Genomic DNA, 25,125 nt, shown 5'->3' on the forward strand with positions numbered 1-25,125 from the left:
CCGGGAGATATAAAACGACGTTGTCATCGCCGGACCGTCGTGTTACGATACGGATGCGGCGGTCGGTGTTTCGAACGCTCGATGTCCGAGATAGACCGCCTCACGGGAGATTGCGACCGGTTGATCTGGATTTTATCGAGCGCGAGCGGACACCCGAACCAGCGATGGCGCTGGATATTCAATCGCACGGTGCGGGTCTTTCGCTGTCGACTACCGTCGAATCACTCGATTGTCTGGGTCTCTGTCGCAGTCGATAAGCCATCCACGATTGGGTGCAGAAGGCCGATTTACAGCCTGAATCCGGAGAATCATCGACTCATATCGCGCTCGACGACACGGTAATCTGGATCAACGACGGACAATTCTGGCTGTCCGCTGCCGCCGACCCGCAGTCGAACGAACTGCTTTACGTCCGGTTGTTTGGGACAGCTACGACCGCTCTCACAGAACGTTTCCTGCGCGAACTTCGGCAAAGACATGATAGCGAAACCCCCGCTTTTCCCGTCGATGATGCTCAACACCTCCAAATTGCGCTGCAACGAGCAGGGAGCCGATCTCAGGTGTGTCGCCACGAAAATCGGAACGCTGTCTCGCTCTGACTACCTGCTCGGCGGGGCGACTGACTCGTCCAGTCGCCAGCTGACACCGAGGGCATCGACCAGTTGACGGTGATCGCGGACGTGAACGAGCGACAGTGACTCGTTCGCGTCGGCGTCGTCACCCTCCAACTCCTCCGGGTCGGGGACCGTCAGTCGGAACGTCGGCGCGTCGTCGTCCATCCCGCCGAGTCGAACCGTCCGCGTGTCGAACACCCGGTCGACGGCGTCCGTGGTGACCTCGAGGCCGGTCACGGCACTCCGTTCGAGTCGAGCCTGTGGCTCGTCGAGCACCCAGTCGTAGACGACGAGCGTGCCGTCGTACCCCGGTACTCGACGGTTCCGTACCGGAGGTACCGCGAGACCGCCCTAACACCGGCGACTACGGCGACAACGCCGAGAAAGACGAGTCCGACGGCCGTCGCACCGAACGCGAGGAAGAACGCAGCCGCGACGTAGACGATGAGGACGCTACTGGTGAGCGTGTACGTGACACCCCTACCGAGCGCGTCAAGCAGAGCCGCGGTTTGCGGCGGGCGGTCACAGACCACGGGGTCGCCCGGGGGAACCTCGACCGGGACCGACTCCGGTTCGGTCTCGGCGCTCCCGTAGAGCCGGTAGAATACCCCCCGAGCGTCGGGGTCGCGTGCCACCTGGAATCGTCGGAGGTCGTAGAGGAGCTTTCCGACGACGAGGAGTCCGAGAACGACCTCGCCGCTCACCGCGGCACCCTGGAGCGGTCCGGCGACGAACAGCAGCGCGCCGACGCCAAACAGGCGTTTGAACGGCACGAGGACGACCGAGCGCGGCGAGTGATCCCGGTACCCACCGCGAGCGAAGTACTCACGGGCCGTCTCGATCCCTTCAGCGAGGAACACGACGGCGCCACCGAGCACCAACTGCTTGACGACGGGAGTCGTAACCGTCGGGTCGGTGAACGCGAAAACGAGGAACGCCGCGCCGACCTCGAGCGGTGCGAGGAAACATACCGTCAGGAGCAACGTCGGGACGTTCCGGGGGTAGACGGGCGGGAGCGGCCCGGGGAAAGTGACCGATCCCCGTTTCGTCTGGAGTGGCCCGAGGAGTCGGTCGTCCCCGTCGATCATGTTTCGAGGGCGCTTGGCGGCGAAGGGAATCTTCACCACGGCCCAGCAGACGACCGCCACGATCTCGAGGACGAACACCCCGAGGACGACTGCTATGGGCCAGTCTAGGAGGAGGACGCCGACCGGGACGACCAGCCCCTGGAGGAGGGACGTGAACGCGACCGAGCGGAGCATAGCGGGACCCGACACTCTCGGCAGTCCCACCGCAGGGACAAACAACCCTCCGGTTGTCGCCGATTCTGGTGACTACCAGGGGAGGTGGTCACTCCGCGCGTTCAGGCTGTTCGGCGTACGCAATGGTGTCCTCGATCTCCTCGCTGGAACGCCTGTAGCCGTGGTCCTGACGGTGGATCGGGGCCACCCTCATATCGTACTCCATGGAGGACGCGAGTTGGTCCCGCGATCGAGACGGTCGATTCGGTCCCCGAGCGCGACGTTCACTGAGAGCGGGTTCGGTATTCGCCGCCGTGACGGCTCCATTGCGTGAATCTCGGCGTACCGATCGAGTGCCTCGGCGACAGCGGTCGCGCCGACCCGCTCGGAAGCATACTCGTCGGCCGTCCGGATCCCACGACGGGAGGCCCAGAAGCCGACGAGAAGCACCACGAACGATGTGCCGAGAAGGAGCCACCGTTGACCCATACCGGTTACTGAGGCGATCAACGCGACCCCGGCGACGAGCACTGTACTCACCCGTCTCTCGAACACGTGTGATCGAAGTCGGCCCGCCTCAATCGCCAGCAAGGCCGTCGCGATCTCGTCGTCGAAGGCGTCCAGGAACGTGCTCGTGACGAACAGCCGTCGGTAGCCGGGAGGACCACGGACGAGCGTGGTGGCCGTCTCCTCGTCGTCGGTGTCGAGCACACGCACGTCTCGAACGTCGAGACCAGCGTGGGAGCGGAGCGTCGAGAGGCGCTCGGCCGACTCACCGGTCGGTTCACTCGTCTCACGCAAGAACGGAACGATCCACGGGGAGACGTAGAGGATGATGACTCCCACGAGGGCCAGACCGATCGTGAACCCGATCGGTGAGGAACCAAACGAGACGACCTTTAGGGGTGCGATTAGCACCGCAGCGAACCCACTCAATCCGATGACATAGCGGGCCATTTTCGCAAGCGCAGACCGTGTCGACAGTTCGACGTCGCGTGCGTCTCGAACACCACGCACTGTGGGTGCATACGCGGCGATCCAGACGAGTCCCGCAGCGAGGAAGTCAACAAAGTTGGTGAGGACTGCTTCGAGGACGTCCGGAACGCCTGGGGCGCTTCCCACGAGCGCGGGACCGAACCCAAGCAGTGCCAGGAGACCGTAGGCGATGATCGTCACCGGAAACAGCACCGCGGCATACAGGAGACGATACTTCCCGACGGGATTCGACAGTCGACGGACGACCGCATTCCCGACCGTCCCGACGATCATTCCGAGGAGGACGAGTCCGACGAGTGCGGCGACAGCTGGTCCGAGCGGGGCGAGGACGCTTGGAGGGGGACCATACGCATACGATTCTGTGAGACTGACAAAATCGTGTCGAACTCCGGAGAGATGCTAGCGAATCGTACCTTCGAGGATGTCGCCTCCTATGACGAAGCGGCGTTCACGTGGGTCATGTTCCGTGGGTCCGTCTGGCAGTACAATTTTTGTCTCTCGACGGATAGTGCCAGGTGTGAAGCAGTCGCAGTTCCTCTATCTCGGACTCCTCGATCTGTTCCTCGTTGCATGTCTCACAGCCGTCTTCGGACCAGCGGTACTGGTCTCGAGTCCAATCGTTCTCATGGGGCTCGCTGGTCTCGGTGCGATCCTCGCTGGAACCCTCTCAGCACTGTCACTGGGTCCGATTACACTTTCGTGGCGCCACCTCGTTGGCCTGTCGTACGTGACGTTCGCACTCATGTGGCCGGTTACCTACGCACCGGAGATCGTCGCAGGGGCCGCCTCCGGTCAGGATCTCTTTCTATTCGTGGTGACGACGATCGGAGCCTCCTCTCTGGCGTTTTACGGCGCCGACATCGCGCGAGGTGGTCGCCATTTCACCGTCCAGCAGAACGTCGAACGAGTTGTTGGGTTGTAATGAGATGCACACCCACGCTCGAGAACAGTGTCTCTGGGAACGGTTCTCGAGTATGATCCGAACATTCGTCAAATATGTGTTGTCTTTCTCCCTCTCGCTGTTCATCGCCACTACCGCGATTATCCCCCTCGACGGAAGTCCCGAACCAGGAGCTTCCCGAGGTTGGTCTGGGTCCTCCTCTTCTTTACCGTATTCACGCTTCTATTCGCGTGGGATTCCGGGTATCTCAATCGCTAGCACCGGGGGGTACGGAACAATTCAAGAGTACATCGAGCGTGACCGTCGATAACGGCCAGCGGTAACGTCGACGATACCGAGGCGATTCTCACGGACATCGAATTGACGCGAGGACTCACGATCCGGATGACTGCGATCGGAACGCTCGGGATGATCGTCGGCTGGGCGGTGTTCGGTACCCTGTCTCAGATGGCAATCGGGACGATGGTACTGCTCGGTATCGCGTTCGTCCCCGTCTCCGCAGGGATGCAGGCCGTATTTTTGTCAATCTCTCCCGAGACAGTCGCCATCGAGGTCGGAGTGGTCGCTGTCGGCGTCTATCTCGCAGCTGCGACGCTCGGGTTCTCCCTCCGATTAGAGAGTGGTTCTGCCTCCGCAGGTATACGTCGACACGCGCTACTCGCGACAGGCGGTGCGAGTATGGCCACGCTTTTGGGTGTGTCCCTGAACGGAGCCCCGTAGTCGGGCTACAGAAGATCGGGGGTGATGAACAATCACGCGATGATCGGTTCCAGTAACCGTGCTGAATATACCGCGCATATCGTGCGTGGGAATTTCGAAGGTGAGTCTATGTGACTGGCGTTTCCGATTCTGAAACGCTGGCTCCGCTTTTGTTGTGAGAGACTGATAACCCAGACGTATGGGTAGGCGACTGATCGCCGTAGGTAACCGAATATTTCGTGGAACCATCGATAACCGTTTGCGTGCTTCATGGCGCATCGTCATCGCTGTTGGCCTCACATTTGTCGGTGCTCTCGGCGGCGTACTCGTGGTTCAGCGAGTGGCGATCCCGGACCTGTTTGTCCCGCTTGTGGCCCACCTGTTTGCCGTTCTTGCTGTTCTCGCTACAGCTGGACTGCTGGCTCGCTACATCGACCACCGACAGCTCTCAGACTATGGCTTTTCCCTCTCTCCCGGCTGGGGTGTTGACGCAGTAGTCGGTGTTGTCATCGGCATTGGGCTGGTCGGGCTCGCGTTCGGACTCGCTCACCAGCGTGGCGTGGTAACGACGGTGGACACACTCTCGACAGGGGCCGCAGAGACGCTCGCAACGGGGTTCGGAGTCGTCCTGATCGGCTGGGTATTCGTCGGGTTGTGGGAAGAAACGCTGTTCAGGGGCCTCTTTCTTGAGAACGCCGCGGAAGGGTTAGCTGTTAGAGACCTGTCACCGACGATGGCAGCACTCGGCGCGTGGCTGAGCAGTTCGCTCGTCTATGGATTCCTTCACGGTCCACTGGGATCGAATCCGGATGGCGTTTCGTTACTGTACGCGCTGGTCATGACGTCTGTGATGGGCGGCCTGTTCGGACTGGCATACCTCCTCTCGAACGAACTCGCACTCCCGATCGGCTTGCATACGGGCATCAACCTCGCGGAGCAAAACATCTTCTTTGGGCCTCCTGGGGCGGTTGGTCCGGCAGTCGTGCGCGCGGAGCACGCTGTTTCCGGGGCGAGGCTTCAGTTCCAGTCGCTCGATCCGATCGTCATCGTTCCCGTTTTCGTCTGTGGGTATCTCCTCGTCGCCGGTTGGGCATATCTACGGGACGGGCGTCTCTCGGTCAAGCCAGACACGGTAATGAACGAGGACAGTCCGGGTCAATAGACACTTACCGGCGAACTACCGTGTTGTGCGCCAGTTGCGCTGCCCCCTTGAGGACGGATCACAGGTCATACTGAATCCCTCCTCTGTATCTCACACACTGACACTATCAGAGGATACCCATTCCAACAAGGCCTCGGGCGAAACAAGCGCTCTGTTGGGCGTCCGGTTCGTGAATCCGATTGCCTTCCGAACACTTCGAAGCATCGCACTCGCCTGTCGTCCTCCTGGTCAGTGGTTGGCTTCTACTGTCTCACACGTTCGTTGATTTGTACCTGTCCGTCCCGCCAGCGAATGTACGCGAGCAGTAACCGGCCACCGAGACGGGCACAGATGACGTGGCGGTGCCCTCTTTGCCGACCTATGTATCGGGCCCGACGACCTCGACGAATCGAACGTCACAGTGGTGACCAACACGGATGGATGGGGTCCTCCTCTACTGCGAACGAAAGGGTTTGTACGCGGATATAACAAGAATTTATCTGGAGAGGGACTGTATTTTCGTACGTGTCCCCGATACTTGCAAATCAGCTCTCCGGTAAGCAGGTAATGAGCAAAGACGGACAACGAGTTGGCCGTTTATACAGTCTGACAGTGGACCCTCAATCCGGGAATCTCGAGACGGTCATCGTCGAAACCGATCGTGAAGAGATATTCGACATCGAGCAGACTGTGGAAGGTCGTATTCATTTGCCTGCAACGGTGCTCGAAACCGTTAGTGATCACCTCATCATTTCGGCTCCATCGACGCGTAGTGGATAGTTTGAGGCATTGTGCCAGCACCGTGTGACGAATAAAAGAGACTTTACCGAGTCTTTTCGAACTTCGTCCGCATGTCGCGTATGTCGAGCGACTCGCCCGTGTTCGAGCGCGGGCCTCTGGTCCCCATCGTAACGTATCTCCTGATAATCGTCGTTTTATCGGGATTCGCGCTCGTGGCTACAGGTGCATCTCCGTCACCCATTCTGGGAATGGCGTGGGGCGTGTTCCTCATCGTCGCCGGACTCGGCGCACTCACAGTCGAGGGCGTCTCACCCCGTTCACTCTTCCCGTCCACTCGTTCTCTCGTGCCAGTGTTGGGCGTTCTCATCACGTTCTGGGCGCTTTACAATCTCGTGGCCTACAGTCTCGCCCACTTCGGCGTCTCCGGGTTCGACATTGTCGCGTCGCGGGTTGTCGCCCACCCCTTGCCCTATCTGGCAGCACTCGGAAGCGCCCTCGTCTTCACAGCCATTCCAGAGGAGGTCGTGTTTCGCGGCTATTTCCAGTCGAAAGCAGTCGCACTCGCGAGAGGGAATGCCCGACGTGCGGCCGCTATCGGCGTGGCGGTCGGGGCGGTTCTGTTTGCCCTCTTCCATCTGCCTAGGTGGTTTCTCATGTCGAATCACGGACTCGGTCCCGCACTGGCCAGTCATCTCCTCGGGCTGACCCTTGCGGGCCTCGCCTACGGGCTCGTGTACGCAGTGACGAGGAATCTCTGGCTCGTCGCCCTCTTCCACGCGACGATGAATCAGCCACCGTTCCTCCTCACGGTTCAGATTCCGTCGAACCTACACCTTCTCGTAGGGCTTATCGAGTACGCCGCGATCGTCCTGCTCGTGCTCGTGACCGTGTCCCTGACGGAATCTGAGAGAATACCGGTCACGTCGCCACGGCAGGAGGCCTCACAAGCGAGCGATTGAGGGACGAGTCTCACGGTATTCGAGAGGTGACGACCGGGAAACGCTCGAGTACCAGGTCCGTCTCAGTATCGAAGAATAACGACGATTGCCGCTGTAGGAGTGGCACTTCTCTGCGGGCTCTTCTCGGAACTCCGAACGCTTCCGGTCGCCTACTCGACTATCACAGTCGAAAGCCCCCGCTTTCACGTCGCGCCGTCCTCGCGACTATGGCAGCCGGAACTGCTGGCACGTCTGCTGGCTGTTCCGGGTGATAGACGACGCATCGACGACTGCGAACGCCCCATCCGAGCTCGCCAAACCGCACGGTATTCGCCGCTGAAGGGGTCACCTTGTCACGAGCTGAGAGCCGCCACAGAACCACCGACCCAGCGACAGGCGACGTTGCAGTCTATCCGGCCGATGGGCATCGAGTCCAGCACCGACTCTCTTCAGCCTGAGACCGCCACGTACCCCTGGGTCGAGAACCAAGTGTGCGCCGACTCCGTGCGGTATGTCGGAGGTCGCTCCGCGGGAATTGCCACTCCCCGGCTGGAGGAGGCCACGACGTACCGAGAGCGTCTGGGGGACGTTCACTCGGGCTGCCGGAAAGGTCAAGCCCGCCACATCCTGCGAGGCTACTCGTACCGACGAGGCAAATCACGCGGCGCGCTGTGCACCGATTTGCCGAGACCACCGCATCCACGATTTCCTATCGGATCGTCAAAGTGGTTCGGTGGAAGACCGGCGTTGACCGTTCCCGCGAAAGCACGCGTACCCGAGGTTAGATCGGTTCGAGATCCGGCAGCTGGATCACGACTGTCGTACCGTTATCGAGTACAAACGAGAGGTCGCCGTCGAGTTTGTCGACACCCCACTTCAGTTCCCAGAGACCGAGTCCCCGACTGTGCTGTAACGGGTTCTCCTGTTCGGTTGCCAACGGCTCCAGCTCAGATGCGGGGATCCCCGGACCGTCGTCGCTGATTTCGAGGGTACAGCCCGAGTCGGTCGGCTCGACGGAGACACTAACGCTAGAGTCTGCGTACTCGGTGGCGTTTTCCAGCGGGCTCCGGAGTACAGTGGTGAGGATCTCGGTGTCGGTAACTACCGTCCCATCGTCGGCAAGCGAGGTGCTGACAGTGACGCCATCGGCCTCGATATCGTTCAGTATCAACTCGATACGATCGGCGAGATCGACCGTCGTCGGCTGCGGATCCTTGGACAGGATGTGGTCGATGTGTCGAGCACGAGTCCCCAGAGCAGCCAACGTCCCGGTTGCGGCGAGGATCGCCTCGCGATGTTCGGTGTCGTCGAGCGCCTCGGCGTGGCTGTTGATGACGTCGAGTTGGTTCCGGAGATTGTGACGGAGGATGCGATTGAGGACTTCGAGCCGGGTGAGGAACTGTTGCAGGTCGTGGTGCATGGTCGCCACCGACTCGCCGACGCGACCAGGGACGTCGGCTTCTAAGACATCGTCGTCGAATGCTCGGCGAGAGAGTGCCTCAGCTTGATCGGAAATCGTCTCGATGTAGGCCTTGGTGTTGGCGAACGCCGACTGAACCTCTCCGACCTCGTCGATCCGGTTGCCGTGGTCTATCTCGACGTTGAGATCACCTTCGGCAATCGCGTTGGCCTGCCTCGCTAGTCGTTTGACCGACCGAATTGGACCCAGATGGATGACGGCACCGATAAGCAGAAAGCCAGCCATTACGATGCCGACCATCAGCCAGAGATCACGCTGCACTCGGTCAGTCACCGCCAGCGCCTTCGATCGTGGGACTTCCTTGACGACCACCCAGTCGACCTTCTCACCGGGGACGCTGTAGTAGCCCTTCACTTCGGTCTCGGTGAGTACGGCCCCGTGGATGTCGGTGGTCGGATCGGACTGGAGGATCGTTCGCGCGATTGTCGTGTTCGCCCTGTCTCCCTCGTAGGGAGTGATGCCGTTGGACTCGTTCTCGTCGAACAGGACGTAGGCGGTGTAGCCCCCGAGGACGAGCGTGTCGGTGCCGTCGATCGCGCTAGTGAAGCGTTCGGCCCGAACGCTCGTCTCGTACTCGGCGACGAGAACGTGCTCTCCGCCCGGCATCGGTGACGCTAGCGCGACGAAGGTTTCGTTGCCATCCGTGTACACCAGCGAGAGAATCACGTCGCCAGTGTCGTCGAAGTTATACCCGAGTGTCGGTTTCCAATTGACATCAGTCACCGACAATTGCTGACCGACGAACTGAGTGTCGGTGCTGGCGACGATGGTTTCAGTCGTCCCGTTAGAGTGTGTGTGTGGGCTCCGTTCGACGACCGAGAGCGACGCCGTTTCCGGGGAGAGTGCATCGAGTTCGGTCGTGAGGGTGGCCTGCGTTCGGTCACTAGAAACCGGCGTCAGCCCCTCGTGGTTCGAGAGTGTCCGAACCACCTGCTGTTTGCCGTCGATCCACTGGCCAAGCGCACGCGCTTCGAGTTCGGCGTTCGTCTCAACCGATCGAAGCTGGTTATCACGGACGCGGTCAGACACTTGGAACGCGGTCACCGTCGTGAGCGCCGTAATCAGGATGACGATGAGTAGCGATATGCCGAGCAGTTTCAGTGCGTAGCGCGAGCGAACGGACTCGGGTAGAGAGGACGTGAGACTCATATCGGAATTCGATGCGGCGCGTCACAGACCCCGATCATATTCGATGGTCCCGTACGAGATTATTAATTTCATCGGTGGCGCGGTTGTGCTGTCACCATGTGTCGGAGCTAGATCCACCCCACCAATTCGTGGACGCCTATCGGATGGGCTACCGAATCTGAACTCTCGATCGGTCAGGCACTGGGGTCCAGAGAGGCCAGTAGAGATGACCGATCACCTCCGCAGGCAACGAGCCTCCGCCGAGACGGAGGCGAACGCCAAACCGGAGGTGATTACGACGGGTCGATGGCAAAGAGCCGTTCGTTGTTCGCCGCGTAGAGGAACTCCTCCCCCGCGACGACCGTCCCGACCACGCTGTTCGTTTCGAGTTGCCACTGGAGTTCACCCGTCCGCGAGAACGCGTAGACGTGGTTGTCATTCGATCCGGCATACACCGCATCGTCGGTCACGGCGGGTTCGTACACCGTGCTATTCTCGTCCGTGAAGGACCACCGTTCGGTGCCATCTCCACGGTCGAGTGCGACGAGCGTTCCGTGCTCCCGCCCGCTACAGCCGAGATACACCACGTCGCCGTCGACGACCGGACGCGTCCCGCGTTTCGGCGACGGCGTGTCGACCGCCCATCGAACGTCGCCGTCGGTACGGTTCAACGCGAGCAGTCTTCCTGCGTTACCTGGTTCGGTCGACGTGGCCACGTAGACGGTCTCGCCTGCGATCGTCGGGCTTCGCGTCTCGGTGTCGGTACGGTGTGTCCACCGTCGCTCGCCCTCGACGTCGAACGCGGTGACAATTCCGTCGACACGATTGGTGACGACAACACCATCCGCAGTCGCTGCCGGCCTCGTGAGGCGTTCGCCGCCGGTTTCCGCGCGCCAGACGACATCACCACTGGTAGCATCGATAGCGAGGAGGTCTTTCGCATTCGCGTACACCCGTCCGTCGCCGACGCTGACACCCTGTCTGAGCGGCGAGTCGACGTCCCACGCCTGTTCGCCGTCCGATCGACGGAGGGCACGGAGCCCGTCACAACCAGGAACGTAGACTCGTTGGCTATCGACGGCGATGTCGCTGCGAAGACAGAGTCGCTGATCGAAATCGTCCTCGCTGTACTCAGTCACCCACTGTCTGCTCCCGTCGGTCGGCGACAGCGCGTGGAGCGTCAGTCGCTCCATGACGTATAGCGTCCCCCCGTCGAGGAGGGGGCGCCCACGAATACTCTTGCGCCAGCGGATCCGATCGGAGGATGGCCCGGACCCACCGATACACCCAGCGCCAACGCCGGTGAAAAGTACACCGAGTGATTGGAGGGCCGTTCTCCGGGACATCTGACGCCGGGATTCGGTCCGTTCGGCCCCAGCGTCCGAACAGTCGGTGGACGGACTCGGCGAGGTCATTCCCAGGCGTCGTCGGTGTTGAGTCGGTAGTACGTCGTTGCCCCGTCGGCCGTCTCGATTTCCTTCTCCGCGACCATGCCTTCGGCGACGAGCTCGTCGAGTGCCTCGTCGACGTCGTTGGCCAGTATCCCACTTGCGACGACATCACCGACGACATCGACCAGTTCGTCCTGAATCTCGGTCAGCACTTCGCGGATCGTCTCGGGACGAGCGTCGTCGCCGAAGTCGACGCCGCGGACGATCTCGGCCTTCGTGTACGCGTTGTCGACGTTTCGGAGAGGAACGCGACGATCAACTCCCTCTCGTCCTCGTACTCGCTGACGGGGGTCGTCCCGGTCGTCGACGCACGATCCGCTCGGACACCGTCGTTCCACTCGGTATCAGAGATAGGCATGGTCGTCAATGGGTGTCGACACAGTTTAACGTACCTCACTGTTTCCCAGGTAGCAACTCGGGAGGGGTCCACGAGCGAACCGCTCCATCACCCTCCCCCAGCCGGAATGGTTGGGTGAGAGTCGTGGCCATCGATATCTGGCCGTCTGTCGATCTTCTGAACGAGAAACTCTGGTGTAGCTTCACAACTCGTGTGTTCGAAGTCGATCGCATGACGCTCCAATTAGGCCAAGCACTCGGGCGTGGTACTCGACGTGCACTCTCGGTCAGTGGCATCGTCGCGCTGGTGCTAACGATCTGCTATCAGGTCGTCTTCGTCGGGTCGTTCAACACTATCGTCGTGAACCAACTCCCGCCAAGTGTGCAACCCGGTGATGTCGGAACGATCGGCTTTACGCTCCCCCTGTCGACTGCGGTCGCAGCCGCGCTGGGCGGCGCGGCGCTGTTGCTCGGCGTCGGCGTTTTTCTCGTGACAGCCCGGTTGTTGACACGCGATCCCTCCGAGCTCTCGTCGCTGCCCGGCGGGCTGTTCACCCGCCGTATCGGGCGTGCGTTCCTGTCCGCGCTCGTCGTGAGTGTTATCCTCGCAGTGGCAGTCCCGCTGGGGTTTGCGCTCCTGTTTGTCCCCGGCCTGTTTCTCACAGTAAGTTTCCAGTTCGCGCTGTTCGCTGTCGCGGTCGAGGATACCGGCCCCATCGACGCGCTCCGGCGAAGCTGGGGACTAGCGAGCGGAAACCGCTGGCGACTGCTCGCACTCGTCGTCCTGTTCGGGGTTCTCGGCGGCATCGGTGGTGCAATCGGCTCGCTGTTCGCCTTCGTCTCGCCGTCGGCGGGACAGCTCGCCTCGCTCGTCGTCAATTCGGTGCTCATTATCGTGATGTACGGAATTCTCGCCGATTCGTTCGTGCAACTGCGTAACGGAGCAGCACCCTCGAGGAGTTCCCTCGCGTGATCTTCCAAGAAGATGCGGTGACAGCCGTTCAGTGGGAACACACCGTCCAATCGTTCACCGGGGAAACGGCCACCGATATCGGTTATTGACTCTGGCGAACCACCCATAACTTGACAAGTGTGGCGTGCGAGTTACAGAGGGTGTAGTCAGCACGTTATCCTTATTTCTTTCGAGTTGAAGCCAGCGAACCAACTGTTTAGTTGGCGTGGGAGTTAATCGACCTCTTTTTGACACTCTCAAATAACTGAAGTGCTTCCCGGGAGTGATAGTTACACTCTGACAATTTTTCTGACGCCAATGCCTCTTTTAGATGGTCCGTGATTCGGTTGCAAACCCGTTCTTCATTGCCGTTCATATTTATATCTAATTACTAAATATATATATTAATCATTTGGTCATTTTCACTATCCAAGAACTTCTGACAGATTCCTGAATAGACTATACTGAGCACTTCCACTGCCTGAAAGCGGGACGTTGCTCCGTGCGAGATCTGCGCTCTCTATTCAGCATCGTCTTTTCCACCTACGCAGTGTCTGTCAGTTACAGGGTGACCGATGCAGAGGGAGAGTTCAGCACGACGCCTTCATTGCTTTCAGGTACTCCTGAGAGAATCAACTGCCCACTGTGCGTGCGAACTGTGTCCGTCAGTGAGAGCTAAAAATTTCTGCCAGTGTGGTCCGAAGGCGTTCGTCAAAACACCCATACGTACCTCGTCGCTACCGGGAAGTGTGATACTCAACCGATATTTCGGTTTACTTCGTGCTCTCTTGGTTTTCGTTGGGGTTGGTTTGTTCGCTAGTGGGCTTAACACAGTTGCTTCAATGCCGGTAGGACCTCCCGAGAGTGACGGCTTTTTAGAAGGTCTGACATATATCCACGCAATACTGGTCGGGGTTATTGGATTGGTAGTCGTACAACTCGGGTATATTCTCCCGGCCGGACGTGGACGATTCCGTGTTGGGCCCTTGGCCAGTCGGAGTCCAGCCGTACGAGGAGGAATCGCAGTTGTCGCCTACAGTCTGATAGCCTTCTTGATGGTATACGGGATTCCACTACTCGTCCCAAGCGTCACAGCGAGTATGACCTACGCAACAGGCCTCTTCGTATTCGTCATTGCGGGCGGGATCGGTGCAGTCGTAACGGTCTTGCTCACACTGGGCAATCTAACACATAGGCTGATAACCGGTATATAGCCCATCTGTATGCAGCAGTGCCTCAGGAAACTACTTGATTTCTGGCAAAACTGCCGGCGAGATACAGATGGTCCATTCACCACATCGCTACTGGTGATTTCAGGGGAACTTGGGGAACACGAATCGATAATCAGACTGGGTGACTCAAATCCATTCTCGGACCGGTGGGATGAGTTCAAGTGTCGCAGCGGCGAGGTAGAGGCCACCCACCACAAATACGAATCCAGCCACACTCCCGAGCGTCGATGTCGATGAGGCAACTGCTTGCGCGCCGGCAAGAACAAGTACCAAGGCGATACCAACGAGCAGCAGTGTCCCTATCACATCAAGAAGAGCATCTTTGACTGCGGTGTGAATGACTCTGTAGAGAGCAGCCTGATCGAATCCTAGCGAAGTCCCACCGTCGGGTTCTGGCCTCGACTCAGAGCTGCTACTGGATGTCTCAGGAGGTCGTGAATCGGGAACCATTTCGCTTCCCCATTTGTCCCCTAAATAATGTAAGCATTCCGCAACACAGAGCTTGGTACGAGGTTACTCTAAACGTACTTCAATGATGCATAAGCGCTCTGTATGCAGCAGCACCTTTTCGACTTACTCAGGGTCTGTCAGTTACAGGGTGACCGATGCAGAGGGTAGAGGCAGAATGATGAGTTCGTCCGTCGCAGGGTTTCTCAGTTATTGAGAATAAAGGCGTTCTTTTCTCTTCATAGAACGTATGTCAAGGTATGATGCTGGGCCAGACAAGGGTGGAACCAATAGTTGTTGGAATAGTCGATGAATTAACACAACTATACGAATGTGTGGTTGAAGATCTGCCACCCTTACAGGAGTCTGTAGATGTTGATGCCTTGGAATCATTAGTTACCCACGCTGGCGATGATCAAGATCTTCTCGTTCAGTTCGAATATATTGGCACAATCGTCTCTCTAGCTGGCGACGGGAGTGTTTCTGTTCATCCACAACATCAGTGATTGGGTGGGTGTGCATCACATATCACGACAATTCCTCGATTACGCGTTACATTCTTTGGTAGAAAGTCAGTGGCCGACTCACGCTCTCTATTCAGCACGGTCTCAACAAACTATCAGCAACAGAGGGGGTCTACTGTAATTCAGTACCGGTTAGTCGCCGGACCGTCTTTGCGAACCACCGGGACACAGTTACGACGATCCGTATGAGATCTCCCGAGCAGTAGACCATGCGGCGACCGAGAGGGAGGAGACGCGGTCGAGGAGTTCTTCCGGGAACGACTGGCGAGTACGCGTGCCAGTCAAACGACTGCGGTCCTCCACTCGAACAGTAAGAGACTCACCTGCGTCAGAGACGGTCGTAGCGCCGATTCAAGTAGTCGGTCAGTGAGAGAACCGAGACGACCACCTGCAGCGAGAAGACGGCGCCACCGAGGTGGGCGAACCCGGCGAGACTCCACGCGGCGCTCGGCGACCACTCCTCCGCACCCCTGCGTGCCCAGATGTCTCCGAGCAGGCATCCGAGAACGACGAGCGCCACGAAGATACCGCCCCAAAACGCGGCCACGGCAAGCATGAACGAGGCGACGCCGGCAGCGACATTCGGGTCACCTCCGGACGAGGAGACGGCGATGAACGTCCGGGTGCCGAAATGAGCGAGGAGAGTCGTCACGGCGACGAGAACAAGAGGATGCCGTACCACCACGAAGGTGACATCGTATTACGGGACGGGGGAGTAGCACTTTTCGACGTGAGGGCAGGGAATCAGTGGCAACAGTAGTGGCGGAGACGCTCCAGCGTTTCGTATTCGAGCCCTTCCACTAGACCCTACCGCCTGCATCGGCCACACCACCGTGACCGCGCCGTTCGGCCAGCCAGCCACCGACGCGGCCTGCGAGCGCTCCGCAGACGGCCACTACTGCCAAAACAACTCCACCAATCCCAAGTATCATCGCGACGCCGATCGCCCGAAACCACAGCGGATTCGGGACCGTCGGAATCGCCCAGACCAGTTCGCTTAGGGGCCAGACTGCCGGAAAGCCACCGATAAGTGCGGCTCGGAGTCCGGTCGCGGTACTGTTCCCACCGCGTCGCTTGATCAGGTAGCCAGCGATCGTACTCCCGACCACGACCATCCCGAGCGATATATTCTCCGGCGAGCGCCACGCTGCGAGCACAGTGAATGGGAGCGCAAGCAGCCCGCCGACGAGGGCGTACTTCCACGTCTCTGTCATTCGGAGGGGACCAATGTGAACCACAGTCAAATTAATTGACTCTTCTATGAACCCCGTTGCAGTGTTGCTGGGTCGAACACGTCGTTCCGTGTACCCGAAGTATGCCCGTTGGGTAGATCCCCGGACGGAGTCGGTATCTCCCTCAACAGAGCGTGCTCTCTTCGCGCTTGCGAACCCGCTAGTTATCTTCGCGCCTCGTAGAGTCGAATCGTGACCATACTGCCTTCCGGGTCGTTTTCCCGAAAGTGAAGGTCGCCTCCGAGCTGGGTGACCGCCCAGTTGACGACCCAGAGTCCAATTCCCTGTCCGTGTTTGAGCTGCGTTTCAGTTCCCGCAGTGAGTATCTCCTGTTCTCGTTCGGGGAGTCCGGGCCCATCGTCCGAGACGGTAATTTCGACCGTCCCGTCCGACACTTCTCGAACTCCGATTTCGATATCAGGCGAGTCCTTGGTCGTGTGTGCGAGTGAGTTCTCGAGCAGTTCGGAGAGCGTCAGTCGAATCACCGCCCGGTGAGAGGAGATCCATATCTCGTCGGGGCAGACGAGCGAGATGTCGGCTGCATTGTCGTCGGTGCGAAACTGGTCGACGACGGTGGTCGCAACCTCGGTCAGGTCGACCGGTTCCGGCGGGTCGGTGCTCTCGGTCATGACCGCTTCTGCGTCTCTGACTTTCTTACTCAGTTCGAGGAGACCGGATGTGCTCTCTCGAATCCCAGTCCGTAGTTCCTCGTCGTCAACGTGGTCGGCGTATGCGAGTACGACGTCCAGGTCGTTCCGCACGTTGTGGCGGAGAATGCGGTTGAGAACTGTGAGGCGCTGCTCCCGAGTTTGTCGGTCAGTGACGTCACGGAACAGTACGGTTCTAGCAACGGGGTCGTCCGCGTGGTCTGTCGCGGCTTCGTCGACTCCGGAGACGCTGAACTGAAACTGTCGGCGCCCCTTCGACGTCCGAAGTGCAACCGTTCCCGTCGCCCCTGCGGGAAGGTCTGTCCCCTCAAGACCATCGATGACTGACCGGATCGGTTCGCCGATCATCGTCGACCCCGAACCATCGAACAACGCGACAGCGGCCTCGTTCAGATCGAGAATATGGTCGTCCCAATCGAGGACGACGATTGCCTCCTGTAGGGTTTCGACGACGCGCGTTCGTGCGACGTGGTCGGCTTTCGGAAAGCCAGTCATAACAGGATATCGTCGCACGGCGACTGCGAGGAGTACGCCGGACACGAACAGTCCGATCGTCGTCGTACCGACGAGAGTGCTGTTGTTCCCGACAAGGCTGACCAGATACGGCGCAGCGACACCGCCGGTGAGTATCGCTACGAGCGTGTTCGAAACCCGGGCGTGGCTACCCCCGAAATCGAACAGCAGGTACGTCGCGTACACGAACAGCGCGAAACCGTAGAGTAGTTCCCAGCCAATTAGCGGGGCAAGCATTCGTTCGACAGCTCTCTCTGACGGTCCGAGCGCGAGGACGATCCCACTCAACACGACTGGGAGCGCTATCCCAGCGAGCAACCCGATTCGTTTCCATGTCAGCCCGGTTCCGCGACCGGTATAGCTGAGTGCATAGATGATCCAAATCCCGGGAATGATCAGAGCAGAACCGAATTGTCCGAGAGAAAATGCCGTTGCGAGCAGTCCCTCAGACGATATGCCTGGAAGTTCCGCTCCGAATGCGAATATCGCCCAGAGTGTTAGCGTAGCGAGAAGGGCAATAAACGGTTCTGCGCTTGGTTGCTCCCGAGATCGAAACGCGGTCACCGTCGTCCAACCGAGGAGAGAGGCTGCAGCAGCGGTGAGAGCGAGTAAACCGAGTGTCTCTACGAGGGCCATTATTCGAGGACTCAACTGACTCTTGCTCGTCGTGTGGTATGAATTCGGTGATACATTGGCCGTCTCAGCCATCTCAAACAGGTAGTGTGTCGTGGCACGTCGCAAATGAAGACCGCTACAGTTCTCGAATAGAGGGCCGATGTGCGTCGCGAGGACCGGCGGAGGGGGTGGGGTGGGGGTCAGGGACCCGTCTGGGGGCAAGACGGGCAGGTGAATTGTAGCCCCCTCAGATAATAACGGGCAGTGCCGTGTTTCTCTATCAGAAACCGGCGTATGGCTTCGAGATCAATCCGCGACGCTGACCAGCGCGTCCATGCCGCCGTCACCGAGCGAGAGCGAGAGCGAGGTATTGACAGCTTCGAACCGATCTCGATGGTGCCCATCTTCACAGATGGTCATCTCGGTTCTGACGAGACCAGCGTCTCGAAGATCGTTGAGCCGACGGTATACTGTTGGCCGCGAGACGTCGGCAGCGTCGGCAATCTCACGTCCGCTTCGCGGTTGTTCAGCCACGGCTTCGTAGACGCGACGGGTGTACTCGTCACCGAAGAGGTCGAATAGTTCGGCTGTCGTGAGGTCGTCGTTCTCTACGCGGTCGGTTGGACGCTTCGGGGAGGGTGTCTCGGAATGGACGGACATACTATTGGAGATGGCCCGTCACGTACTGGAGTATGATGCTAGGTATGCAGACCTCTCGACGAACTCGACTCTAGGAGTCCAGACAGACACGCGTAGAGAAGGCCATCAATTATGGGGATTCAGTCACGAACGCCGTACGAGAGCACACGACCGATGCCCGGAACTGATGGCGCGATGGATGTACGCACGCTCGTCGTCGACGACGAGCAGGAAGTAGCAGACGCGTATGCACTGCGATTGCGAGGGTTCTGTGAGGTTGAGACCACCTATGGCGGTGAATCAGCTCTCTCGATTATCGCTGAATCACCGGTCGATATCGTCCTCTTAGACCGGCATATGCCGGGCATGTCTGGCGACGACGTTTTGGCGGAACTCGACGAGCGAGGCTTCTATGGCCGTGTCGTCATGGTGACTGCGGTCGATCCGGGAGTCGAAGTCCTGGAGATGCCGTTCGATGATTATCTGTGCAAGCCAGTTGATCGGGAGGACGTGCGCGCGGTGGTCGACCAGCAACGGCAGATTCTCGCCTACGAAACACTCGGAGAATTCTTCAGTGTCGAAGCCAAGCGCGCGGTCCTCGAAGCGGAACTGAGTGCAGAGAAACGCCGTGAGCACGAGGGATACGCAGAGATCGCAGCGCAAGCAGCACATCTCGAACGACGAACGCGACGACTGCTGACTGACGCCGGTATTCTCGACCAATTCGACCAGATCGAGCGCGAAGACGTCTGACACTCACCCCGTAGAAACCCAGCAGCGCTGCTGTTCCGAACTGGTGGTATTCGATTGCAGCGAGAGCTACTACTGTCGTCTCGTTCACTCTCGTTTCGAAACGGCCTCCACGTCACGAAGACGGTGTCACATTGGCAGGTTCGCAAACATAAGTGCAAGTCCGATGAGAACGAACCCGACAGACGCGATGACCCCATACCAAATGACTCCGATTCCGAGGGCGATGTAGCCGTTCAGTCCGTCGCCGGTGGGGGTCCAATAGCCGCGCTCGGGCAGCATTCGGAGTGCGGCAAGCGAGATGACAGCTGGGAGAACGATATTGGAGACGATGACACCGCCAACGATACCTACTGCATCGCTCCCCGTGACCGTATCAGTCCCTGCAGTAAGGAGTATGACACCGAGATACGAGAGGGATTGAATCGTGGTTATCCCGCCGCCGATGCACAGATAGTTCACGACGAGCCAGTTAGTCGGCCAGCGAAACAGCTCACGGAGGCGTGTGACGGCTAGAAGCGGCGACCAGAACAGAAGAATACTGACTGAGAAGCCAGCGACGACGCCCAGTTCCGCCAGGACCATACTCACGCTTGCGTCTCCGGGAACATATCAGTGCGATCTGTGTTTCTCTCTCTGAAGCGCGATTCGACGGTTCACACTGACGCTGTCGTTATCCTCGACGGTTCTCTGAAGGTCGCGTATGTTCGTCGAGGTACGCCTCGAGTAGCTTGCGCTGTCCTGCTCGCAGGTGATACAGGAGCGTCGATCCGGTAATGTCGAGCGAGGCAGCGACTTCTTCTGCTGTGCTTCCACGGGGAGATTCGAAGTAATCCGCGAGGTACGCGGTCCGAAGGACAGTCTGTTGCCGTTCGGTCAAGGAGTCGGTCAACTCCTCGCGATATTCACGAGCGGTCGTCACCGATCGCTCGCGTTCTTCCTTCGCGACGAACTCGAGGTCAAATTCACGACTGAGAGTGTCTGCAATACGCCGCACGTCACCGTCTGGCGGCAGCTCGACGGCGATTTGCCCGGACCCGCTCTCGAAGTGTGCCCGTCGAACAGTCCCGCCGAGAGACGATACCGCGAGTAAGGGTGAGGAACCCTGTACCGTGAGCCCAACGGTCCCACCCGATACGGACTCACGGATCGATCTGGCTTCGTCGATACCCTCGATCTGAGTCGCGGCATCTTCGAGTACCTGGATATCGAGGTCCTCGACCGAGACGAAGCAGAGTAACGCTTCATCCCCGTGGGACCAGTCCTTCGAGCACCAGCGTCGACGCGAGCGACTGACTGAGCCGAGATAAGACCGAACTATCACCGACGTCGAAGGTGAGTTCTGCGACAGTGTCAGAGAGCAGTAGATTCCGGTTCCTGGCAGCGGTGACCGCGAAGCCCGCTACCTCACCTAGCGTCTCAAAACTCGTCTGCTCACGATCGGAAAACGCCTCAGTTCCGGCCGCGTAGACGCCGACCACGCCGTGTACGTTCGAACCGAACACGAGGGGGATCGCCAAGGCGGACTGAACGCCGTCCGCGAATCCAGCCGTCCGAACCGACTCTGGAACGTGAGCCGTCTCCGCCAGTGGTTGCGCAGATTGGAGACGACCACTCTCGATCGCACGTTCCTCCAGGGTAGTCGCTGTCTCCGTGTCGAGTACGTCTCGTACAGCCGCGAATGTCTCGCCGGTTTCGCCGCCGACAGCGTGGATCACGAGATCGTCGCTCCCTATCTCGCGTTCGCCGACCCAGGCAAACTCGTAGATATCGGTACCACCGAGGCTCCGACTGATCGTTTCGGCGATCTCCTCACGAGACGTGGCACCGACGAGTTCCGCAAGGATTTCCGAAAACACGTTCTCGATGATGGCCGTTCGCTTGCGCTCGATCCGCAGTTGCTCGATAGACTGTTCGTATCGTCTCTGTTCTGTCACGTCTTGGAGATAGACCGTGACACCCTCGTCAGTAGCGGCAATCGAGACGTCGAGCCACCGTTCCAGGTCGGGATAGTACTCCTCGAAAGAGGTCTCAGTAACCGCATCGCCTTCGATTGCGATCAGTAGCGAATCCTCGACGGAACGCGGGAAGACCTCCGCGAGGGACGTTCCGATCGCGTCGGCTGTCGAGCCGATCAGTGACTGCGCAACCTCGTTGATGTCGGTCAGCGTCCCATCCGGCAAGACCTCGAGGACGCCGACGGGTGCGTTTTGAAGTCGGTCATCCATAGCTACTATCACTCAAGTCGTTCGATAATGAACTATTGGTTCCGGCCACAGCGCCAGTCGTCGGCATCAGAATCGGATTTCGAACCGAGCACCGCCATTCGGGGCGGTCGTGAGCGTCAACTCCCAGTCGTGTGCAGCGACAATCCGATCGACTATCGCGAGCCCGAGGCCCGTACCGTCACCTCGAGTTGAATACCCTGCCTCGAAAACCCTGCGCTGATCGTCCGGAGGGATACCTGGGCCGTCATCAACGACGTAGAAGCCGTCCGCCAGCGCACCGACGGTGATAATCGTCCCACCTTTCGACTGTGCCTCCCCTTCTTGGCCAACAGGTCGGTCATCGACGTCTGAGCTGTGTTCCACGCTGTCGCCGGCCTGCGGCCGGCTGCCCGTGGAACCGTGTTCCACACTGTTCCGAAATAGATTCTCGAACAGTCTTCGCAGACGGTCAGCGTCGGCAGTGACAGTCGGAAGCGTGTCCGTTACCTCGAGAGTAGCCCGTTCGGTATCGACGGATTCCCACGCATCCCTCGCAGCAGTCTCGACCGAGACGTCGGCCGACGGATCCACAGCGGTGCGATCTCGTGTGATGGTGAGGACGTCACGGATGATCTGTTCCATCCGGTCGTGTGCGTTCGCTACGGCGTCGAAGTGCTCGTCAGCCCCGGTCTCCCGTGCTGCCCGAAGGTGTGCCTTGGCAACGTCCAGTGGATTACGGAGATCGTGACTGATCACACTACTCACCTGGTCGACGGCGGGACCCTCTACAACGTCGCGACACGCACTCAGGTCTGTAAAAACGACGTAGCCGGTATCACGGCCGGACGAGATCGTCCGAGCGAAGAACGGACCGCCCTCACCGACCCCGTCGAGATAGATGCTGACGCTGTCACCACGACGGAGATCCGCAATTGGGGACTCGGTATCCGTTGGGTTGACAACGCGAAACTGCTCGAAGATAGCTGCAACGGGCATCCCCGCTGAGATACCGTCGAAGACGGACTCGAAGGCCCCGTTGAGGGCTGTGATACGAGGCTCGCCACCCTCTATCCCGTACGCGATGATCGGCTCCGGAAAGTCGTCGAACGTGATCGCCATGCGATTCTCGTCTGTCATCGCTGAGTTACGTTCCGACGGTGGTCCGGACCATATTCACACAGTCCGATGGTCGCTGGCTGCCCCGTCGACGGAGAACATTTTGACACCCGGCCATATGCAACACGATGGTGTGGAGAGACGTATATTGTTGCTTGCCGCTTCTGACTCGGAAACACAGTGCCTGAATTAACACCGTCTCCGCTTCGAGTACTGATACAGCCCAAAGCGGAGCTTCGTACCCATGGACATAGATCAGTTCGCCTCCGAACACGTCACCACGGAGTCCGACGCACCGTTCCAACTGGAGAACAGCTACACACTCGACGTCGCTGTCGATGGATCAGTACAGGCGAAAGCTGGGTCGATGATCGCGTTTACGGGTGACCTGTCGTTCACCGGAAAAGCATCCGCCGAAGGCGGAATTACCGGATTCATCAAACAGGCCGCGACCGGTGAGGGGACGCCAGTGATGTCCATCGAAGGACAGGGTCACGTCTACCTCGCCGATAGCGAGAAAAAAGTCCAACTGCTTGAACTCGACGCCGATGACTCGATCACCGTCAATGGCGAGGACGTTCTCGCGTTCGAGCCGAGCGTCTCCTATGAGATCTCCTCGATGGACACGCTCGCGGGATCGTTCGCTGGAGGATTCACGAACGTGTACCTGGACGGTCCCGGATACGTCGCCATCACGACGCATGCCGATCCGATCGTTCTCCAACCACCGGTCTCGACCGACCCGAGTGCAACAGTCGCCTGGAGTGATACTTCACCGACCGTTCAGGTCAACAAGAACCTGTCCGATATGATCGGTCAGGAGTCCGGCGAACGGTTCCAGATGAACTTCGACGGGGACAGCGGCTACGTCGTCGTCCAACCGTACGAGGAACACGCCAGCGAGAATTAGACCCGTCCAGCAGTCCGTCCGCCGATGACAACAGAAGAACAGCCGGCTGGGAACTGTACGGAGTGCTTTACCCAGAAATGAACGAAGCTGACTTGCTGATGAAAATACGGGATGTAGGGCACACTATCTGGGATCGTCCCCTCGGCCGCATGTTATTGCTCCTCGTGGGGGAGTTGTACTTGTGGTCACAGTGACGTTGTATCCCCCACTTCGGGACGTAGTTCAGTGGTTCCTCCCGTTGGGCCTCATTCTCTGGGGAGTGTCCCGAGTCTACCGATACGGGAGAAACGATCTGCTGAGTCTGATTGCGGGTTGCTTGCTCATTCTCGGCGGGATCACGCGTGCAGTCTTTCAACTCGTTCCGTTGAGCGAGCTGGCTGGAACCGGCGCTAATCTCGTCCCCGTAGTTGCGATATTTTCAGAAATGTTCGCTCAGCACTACCGTGAGCAGGAGTAGATGGGTCGCACAGTTCGTGACTTACGACAATCAGCAACGCCCGCACCAATCGCTCGACGGAACGACGCCAGCTGACGAGGCGCTAGACTAGACCGTGCCGGTCGTGGGTATTTGTCGGCCCACGGAGACACACGAATATGGCATTCTTCGTCGGATCTCACTCTCGAATCCCAGCGTCACTAGTCAGTAGAGCCGAACTCGGGTGACGCCCTTCGGACCGTTGGTCTCCCTGTGTTCTCGAGGCGCTGCAGAATCTGAGACCCTTCACTCTTGATCGAGGACACCCGACCCCCCGTCGCGCAACTGCAGATAGGCGTCGGCGATAATCGCGTAATTGACGACGACCAGCGGCGTGGTCACGAGGAGACTGACTACCTGCCCGGCAGTCGGGCTCACGAACGACACGACCGACCCGAGACTACTGATGAGTCCAGTCACGACTCCGACGAGCAAAAGCAATCCAGCAAGCCGCCAGCGATTCTCCCGGGCGATGTCCCAACTACGTCGAAGCGACGCCATGAGCCGGGCGTCCTCGACGGCGATCACGAACAGGCCGAACGCGAAACTCACCATGAGGAAAATCCCGGGGATAACAAGCAGGAGGAACCCGATGAACGTCGCGATGCCGATGACGATGTTCGCGCCCACTGCACTCACAAGCGCTCGACCGATCCGACGGGTGAACAGCGACCCGGTGACCGACCCACGATCGGGCCCCGTCCGAGTGAACGCCCGCGCGGCGGCGATATAGAGCACCATTCCGAACACCAATGCGGCGAGACCGACAACGCCCGCTCCAACACTGGAGAGCGGCAGCGTCAAGCCGATCTGTGCCTGTTGCTGGACATCTGGTGGTAGCTGATTGGCGATGATCGTGTTCACCGAACTGGAAAACAACAGGACGTAGACGGCAGTGAGGACAATCAATACGATTCCAACCGGAGAGAGACTCCGGCGAACACCGTTGCTAATCGCACGGCCAATTTGGAGGGCCATGACAAATCTGCTCAGGAAGGCGTGAAAAAATCTCCACCTCGTAACAGGTCAGAAACTACTCACCTCGCGTACCCGCTACCAACCGTCCCGTTGGGTTACCGTCGGGATTGACTCTTCCTGGCTCCCCTCGAATTAACCACCGCGTGTGTCTATTTGGAGTGTGTTCTTCTGTTGGTCGATGGAGTAGCAAACGAGGTGTTC

At 59.2% G+C, this 25,125-nt stretch carries 25 protein-coding genes and 1 pseudogene; 10 read left to right on the forward strand and 16 right to left on the reverse strand.

Annotation, left to right across the window (positions count from 1 at the left end; genetic code table 11):
- Positions 1-81 precede the first annotated feature (81 nt).
- Positions 82-590 (forward strand): annotated as a pseudogene (locus P1N55_RS00985) (IS6 family transposase); the annotation flags it as partial.
- A 9-nt stretch (positions 591-599) separates the two neighbouring features.
- Here the strand turns inward: P1N55_RS00985 and P1N55_RS00990 are convergent.
- The 3 genes from P1N55_RS00990 to P1N55_RS01000 all read right to left on the reverse strand — a co-directional run bounded on the left by P1N55_RS00990 (position 600) and on the right by P1N55_RS01000 (position 3,124).
- Entirely contained in the window at positions 600-851 is a 252-nt protein-coding gene (locus tag P1N55_RS00990) for a hypothetical protein (RefSeq protein ID WP_276277177.1), read from the reverse strand.
- A complete protein-coding gene (locus tag P1N55_RS00995) occupies positions 848-1,876 on the reverse strand; it encodes a DUF6498-containing protein (RefSeq protein WP_276277178.1) in 1,029 nt (342 codons plus the stop codon). Before P1N55_RS00995 ends, P1N55_RS00990 begins: the two co-directional genes overlap by 4 nt.
- 189 nt (positions 1,877-2,065) lie before the next feature.
- Positions 2,066-3,124: a peptidase gene (locus tag P1N55_RS01000; protein WP_276277179.1), complete on the reverse strand. Its 1,059-nt coding sequence runs from the start codon at positions 3,122-3,124 to the stop codon at positions 2,066-2,068.
- Positions 3,125-3,368: 244 nt separating this feature from the next.
- Between P1N55_RS01000 and P1N55_RS01005 the strand changes: the two genes are divergently transcribed.
- From P1N55_RS01005 to P1N55_RS01025, 5 genes are all read left to right on the forward strand, one after another.
- The gene (locus P1N55_RS01005) at positions 3,369-3,773 is read left to right on the forward strand and encodes a hypothetical protein (protein ID WP_276277180.1); all 405 of its coding nucleotides are present in this window, start codon (positions 3,369-3,371) and stop codon (positions 3,771-3,773) included.
- 363 nt (positions 3,774-4,136) lie between these two features.
- Entirely contained in the window at positions 4,137-4,472 is a 336-nt protein-coding gene (locus P1N55_RS01010; protein WP_276277181.1) for a hypothetical protein, read from the forward strand.
- Between the two features lie 178 nt (positions 4,473-4,650).
- Positions 4,651-5,613, forward strand: coding sequence for a CPBP family intramembrane glutamic endopeptidase (locus P1N55_RS01015; protein ID WP_276277182.1), 963 nt, complete (start codon positions 4,651-4,653; stop codon positions 5,611-5,613).
- Between the two features lie 504 nt (positions 5,614-6,117).
- Positions 6,118-6,372 (forward strand): PRC-barrel domain-containing protein, encoded by a 255-nt coding sequence (locus P1N55_RS01020; protein ID WP_276277183.1) that lies wholly within the window; start codon positions 6,118-6,120, stop codon positions 6,370-6,372.
- Positions 6,373-6,452: 80 nt separating this feature from the next.
- Complete coding sequence (locus P1N55_RS01025; RefSeq protein ID WP_276277184.1) at positions 6,453-7,292, forward strand: CPBP family glutamic-type intramembrane protease; 840 nt, start codon at positions 6,453-6,455, stop codon at positions 7,290-7,292.
- A gap of 760 nt (positions 7,293-8,052) precedes the next feature.
- Here P1N55_RS01025 and P1N55_RS01030 read toward each other — a convergent pair.
- The 3 genes from P1N55_RS01030 to P1N55_RS01040 all read right to left on the reverse strand — a co-directional run bounded on the left by P1N55_RS01030 (position 8,053) and on the right by P1N55_RS01040 (position 11,668).
- Positions 8,053-9,417, reverse strand: coding sequence for a sensor histidine kinase (locus P1N55_RS01030; protein WP_276277185.1), 1,365 nt, complete (start codon positions 9,415-9,417; stop codon positions 8,053-8,055).
- A gap of 755 nt (positions 9,418-10,172) precedes the next feature.
- On the reverse strand, positions 10,173-11,294 hold the full coding sequence (locus P1N55_RS01035) for an outer membrane protein assembly factor BamB family protein (RefSeq protein WP_346429983.1): 1,122 nt from the start codon (positions 11,292-11,294) through the stop codon (positions 10,173-10,175).
- Positions 11,291-11,668, reverse strand: a complete 378-nt coding sequence (locus tag P1N55_RS01040; RefSeq protein WP_276277187.1) for a hypothetical protein — start codon at positions 11,666-11,668, stop codon at positions 11,291-11,293. Before P1N55_RS01040 ends, P1N55_RS01035 begins: the two co-directional genes overlap by 4 nt.
- 230 nt (positions 11,669-11,898) lie before the next feature.
- Between P1N55_RS01040 and P1N55_RS01045 the strand changes: the two genes are divergently transcribed.
- Positions 11,899-12,639, forward strand: a complete 741-nt coding sequence (locus P1N55_RS01045) for a hypothetical protein (RefSeq protein ID WP_276277188.1) — start codon at positions 11,899-11,901, stop codon at positions 12,637-12,639.
- Between the two features lie 1,337 nt (positions 12,640-13,976).
- Here P1N55_RS01045 and P1N55_RS01050 read toward each other — a convergent pair.
- Complete coding sequence (locus P1N55_RS01050; protein WP_276277189.1) at positions 13,977-14,300, reverse strand: hypothetical protein; 324 nt, start codon at positions 14,298-14,300, stop codon at positions 13,977-13,979.
- A gap of 257 nt (positions 14,301-14,557) precedes the next feature.
- Between P1N55_RS01050 and P1N55_RS01055 the strand changes: the two genes are divergently transcribed.
- Entirely contained in the window at positions 14,558-14,803 is a 246-nt protein-coding gene (locus P1N55_RS01055) for a HalOD1 output domain-containing protein (protein WP_276277190.1), read from the forward strand.
- 346 nt (positions 14,804-15,149) lie between these two features.
- Here the strand turns inward: P1N55_RS01055 and P1N55_RS01060 are convergent, their stop codons facing one another.
- The 4 genes from P1N55_RS01060 to P1N55_RS19535 all read right to left on the reverse strand — a co-directional run bounded on the left by P1N55_RS01060 (position 15,150) and on the right by P1N55_RS19535 (position 18,509).
- Positions 15,150-15,473: a hypothetical protein gene (locus P1N55_RS01060; RefSeq protein WP_276277191.1), complete on the reverse strand. Its 324-nt coding sequence runs from the start codon at positions 15,471-15,473 to the stop codon at positions 15,150-15,152.
- A 148-nt stretch (positions 15,474-15,621) separates the two neighbouring features.
- Positions 15,622-16,035 carry a DUF5518 domain-containing protein gene (locus P1N55_RS01065; RefSeq protein ID WP_276277192.1) on the reverse strand — a complete coding sequence of 138 codons (414 nt, stop codon included), beginning with the start codon at positions 16,033-16,035 and terminating at the stop codon, positions 15,622-15,624.
- A 182-nt stretch (positions 16,036-16,217) separates the two neighbouring features.
- Positions 16,218-17,870 carry an ATP-binding protein gene (locus tag P1N55_RS01070; RefSeq protein WP_276277193.1) on the reverse strand — a complete coding sequence of 551 codons (1,653 nt, stop codon included), beginning with the start codon at positions 17,868-17,870 and terminating at the stop codon, positions 16,218-16,220.
- A gap of 285 nt (positions 17,871-18,155) precedes the next feature.
- Entirely contained in the window at positions 18,156-18,509 is a 354-nt protein-coding gene (locus tag P1N55_RS19535) for an ArsR/SmtB family transcription factor (protein ID WP_346429984.1), read from the reverse strand.
- Between the two features lie 153 nt (positions 18,510-18,662).
- Here P1N55_RS19535 and P1N55_RS01075 point away from each other — a divergent pair, with 153 nt between their 5' ends.
- Positions 18,663-19,241: a response regulator gene (locus tag P1N55_RS01075; RefSeq protein ID WP_276277194.1), complete on the forward strand. Its 579-nt coding sequence runs from the start codon at positions 18,663-18,665 to the stop codon at positions 19,239-19,241.
- Between the two features lie 126 nt (positions 19,242-19,367).
- Here P1N55_RS01075 and P1N55_RS01080 read toward each other — a convergent pair whose 3' ends face one another.
- The 4 genes from P1N55_RS01080 to P1N55_RS01095 all read right to left on the reverse strand — a co-directional run bounded on the left by P1N55_RS01080 (position 19,368) and on the right by P1N55_RS01095 (position 22,564).
- Positions 19,368-19,823: a hypothetical protein gene (locus tag P1N55_RS01080; protein ID WP_276277195.1), complete on the reverse strand. Its 456-nt coding sequence runs from the start codon at positions 19,821-19,823 to the stop codon at positions 19,368-19,370.
- An 88-nt stretch (positions 19,824-19,911) separates the two neighbouring features.
- The gene (locus P1N55_RS01085; RefSeq protein WP_276277196.1) at positions 19,912-20,562 is read right to left on the reverse strand and encodes a bacterio-opsin activator domain-containing protein; all 651 of its coding nucleotides are present in this window, start codon (positions 20,560-20,562) and stop codon (positions 19,912-19,914) included.
- Positions 20,483-21,478, reverse strand: a complete 996-nt coding sequence (locus P1N55_RS01090; RefSeq protein ID WP_276277197.1) for a GAF domain-containing protein — start codon at positions 21,476-21,478, stop codon at positions 20,483-20,485. The genes P1N55_RS01085 and P1N55_RS01090 overlap by 80 nt, the downstream gene beginning before the upstream one ends.
- Before the next feature lie 54 nt (positions 21,479-21,532).
- Positions 21,533-22,564 (reverse strand): sensor histidine kinase, encoded by a 1,032-nt coding sequence (locus P1N55_RS01095; protein ID WP_276277198.1) that lies wholly within the window; start codon positions 22,562-22,564, stop codon positions 21,533-21,535.
- 241 nt (positions 22,565-22,805) lie between these two features.
- Between P1N55_RS01095 and P1N55_RS01100 the strand changes: the two genes are divergently transcribed.
- Positions 22,806-23,471, forward strand: a complete 666-nt coding sequence (locus P1N55_RS01100; RefSeq protein ID WP_276277199.1) for an AIM24 family protein — start codon at positions 22,806-22,808, stop codon at positions 23,469-23,471.
- Positions 23,472-24,192: 721 nt separating this feature from the next.
- On the opposite strand, the gene P1N55_RS01105 is transcribed toward P1N55_RS01100, so the two are convergent.
- Complete coding sequence (locus P1N55_RS01105; RefSeq protein ID WP_276277200.1) at positions 24,193-24,924, reverse strand: hypothetical protein; 732 nt, start codon at positions 24,922-24,924, stop codon at positions 24,193-24,195.
- Positions 24,925-25,125: the final 201 nt, after the last annotated feature.

The sequence above is a fragment of the Haloarcula regularis genome, from assembly GCF_029338315.1.
Classification (GTDB): Archaea; Halobacteriota; Halobacteria; order Halobacteriales; family Haloarculaceae; genus Haloarcula; species Haloarcula regularis.

Excerpts from the sequence above, each read along its gene's own strand:
- P1N55_RS01055 (WP_276277190.1), top strand. The coding sequence starts at position 14,558 with ATGATGCTGGGCCAGACAAGGGTGGAACCAATAGTTGTTGGAATAGTC.
- P1N55_RS01100 (WP_276277199.1), top strand. The coding sequence starts at position 22,806 with ATGGACATAGATCAGTTCGCCTCCGAACACGTCACCACGGAGTCCGAC.
- P1N55_RS01075 (WP_276277194.1), top strand. The coding sequence starts at position 18,663 with ATGCCCGGAACTGATGGCGCGATGGATGTACGCACGCTCGTCGTCGAC.
- P1N55_RS01010 (WP_276277181.1), top strand. The coding sequence starts at position 4,137 with ATGACTGCGATCGGAACGCTCGGGATGATCGTCGGCTGGGCGGTGTTC.
- P1N55_RS19535 (WP_346429984.1), bottom strand. The coding sequence starts at position 18,509 with ATGTCCGTCCATTCCGAGACACCCTCCCCGAAGCGTCCAACCGACCGC.
- P1N55_RS01045 (WP_276277188.1), top strand. The coding sequence starts at position 11,899 with ATGACGCTCCAATTAGGCCAAGCACTCGGGCGTGGTACTCGACGTGCA.
- P1N55_RS01105 (WP_276277200.1), bottom strand. The coding sequence starts at position 24,924 with ATGGCCCTCCAAATTGGCCGTGCGATTAGCAACGGTGTTCGCCGGAGT.
- P1N55_RS01025 (WP_276277184.1), top strand. The coding sequence starts at position 6,453 with ATGTCGAGCGACTCGCCCGTGTTCGAGCGCGGGCCTCTGGTCCCCATC.
- P1N55_RS01095 (WP_276277198.1), bottom strand. The coding sequence starts at position 22,564 with ATGGCGATCACGTTCGACGACTTTCCGGAGCCGATCATCGCGTACGGG.
- P1N55_RS01015 (WP_276277182.1), top strand. The coding sequence starts at position 4,651 with ATGGGTAGGCGACTGATCGCCGTAGGTAACCGAATATTTCGTGGAACC.
- P1N55_RS01080 (WP_276277195.1), bottom strand. The coding sequence starts at position 19,823 with ATGGTCCTGGCGGAACTGGGCGTCGTCGCTGGCTTCTCAGTCAGTATT.
- P1N55_RS01050 (WP_276277189.1), bottom strand. The coding sequence starts at position 14,300 with ATGGTTCCCGATTCACGACCTCCTGAGACATCCAGTAGCAGCTCTGAG.
- P1N55_RS01065 (WP_276277192.1), bottom strand. The coding sequence starts at position 16,035 with ATGACAGAGACGTGGAAGTACGCCCTCGTCGGCGGGCTGCTTGCGCTC.
- P1N55_RS00995 (WP_276277178.1), bottom strand. The coding sequence starts at position 1,876 with ATGCTCCGCTCGGTCGCGTTCACGTCCCTCCTCCAGGGGCTGGTCGTC.
- P1N55_RS01035 (WP_346429983.1), bottom strand. The coding sequence starts at position 11,294 with ATGACCTCGCCGAGTCCGTCCACCGACTGTTCGGACGCTGGGGCCGAA.
- P1N55_RS01000 (WP_276277179.1), bottom strand. The coding sequence starts at position 3,124 with ATGATCGTCGGGACGGTCGGGAATGCGGTCGTCCGTCGACTGTCGAAT.
- P1N55_RS01070 (WP_276277193.1), bottom strand. The coding sequence starts at position 17,870 with ATGGCCCTCGTAGAGACACTCGGTTTACTCGCTCTCACCGCTGCTGCA.